The 859-nt window shown below is 40.2% G+C and carries 1 protein-coding gene and 1 pseudogene; one reads left to right on the top strand and one right to left on the bottom strand.

The features are described 5' to 3' along the window. Nucleotides 1-18: 18 nt before the first annotated feature. A pseudogene (locus ACFIL8_RS11375) lies at nucleotides 19-288 on the bottom strand (DUF4043 family protein); the annotation flags it as partial. Between the two features lie 184 nt (nucleotides 289-472). Between ACFIL8_RS11375 and ACFIL8_RS11370 the strand changes: the two are divergent. Next, a partial coding sequence (locus tag ACFIL8_RS11370) for an Arm DNA-binding domain-containing protein (protein ID WP_375689882.1) occupies nucleotides 473-859 on the top strand: 387 nt, incomplete at its 3' end.

Raw genomic sequence — 859 nt, 5'->3', positions numbered from 1 at the left:
CTTGTTTCCTCCCTATGATTAATTATCAGGTTCACCACTGTAGGTGGGGATAACAATCGTTCCAAAATCTTGCGCTGTTTGTGCGCTATTTGGCATTTTGAAACGGGTCTTCTTCATTCCTATCAAGGTCTTGGCTGCAACACCAAATTGACGTTCATAATCAAAATATTCTTCTTTGAGTGTGTAATGCGTTGCACTGTGATTCTTGCCAAAACCTATAACCGCACTCTGGGCTCCTAAGAAAACCGCACGACGCACACTTTTAACAGCTGTATTATCTGTCGATTTAATACCATGTAACACATTGATTTATAATCATAATTCACTGTTTTGTATGTTGAATGAGAGTCCCGAATATCGTAAGATTCTCTCATTTCAAGTCTGTGTATGTTGAATCAATTAAAACTATACCCTTGCACGTCACAAGTGGGATGAATGTGTGGATAAAATTTGTATAAGAAAGGATTTTAAAATGGCTCTTATGAACCGTCTTAATGCAAGATCTGTCGCAACATTGGGGGCTGGCAAATATAATGATGGTGCTGGCTTGTTACTTCATAAGCGTAAAGATGGAGGTGCTCAATGGATTTTACGGTATACCCTTCACGGACGTCGTCGTGAAATGGGCTTGGGAGCGTTGCGAGATGTCTCTTTAAAACAAGCCCGTGAATTGGCAACTGGGTGGCGTTCGGTTTTACGTGAGGGGCGTGACCCCATTAAAGAACGCGATAAACAAAAGCGTGAGGCAATGCGTAATCTTCATTATTTAAAAAACATTGCTTTAGATGCTTTTGAAAGCCGTAAAGCTGAATTAAAAAGAGATGGTAAAGCTTGTGATTGGTTTTTACCATTACGCCTT

Source organism: Bartonella sp. AP57NXGY (assembly GCF_042195805.1).
Lineage (GTDB): Bacteria > Pseudomonadota > Alphaproteobacteria > Rhizobiales > Rhizobiaceae > Bartonella.
The sequence above is the reverse complement of the archived record's forward strand: the minus strand, read 5'-3'. Positions and strand labels throughout refer to the sequence as shown.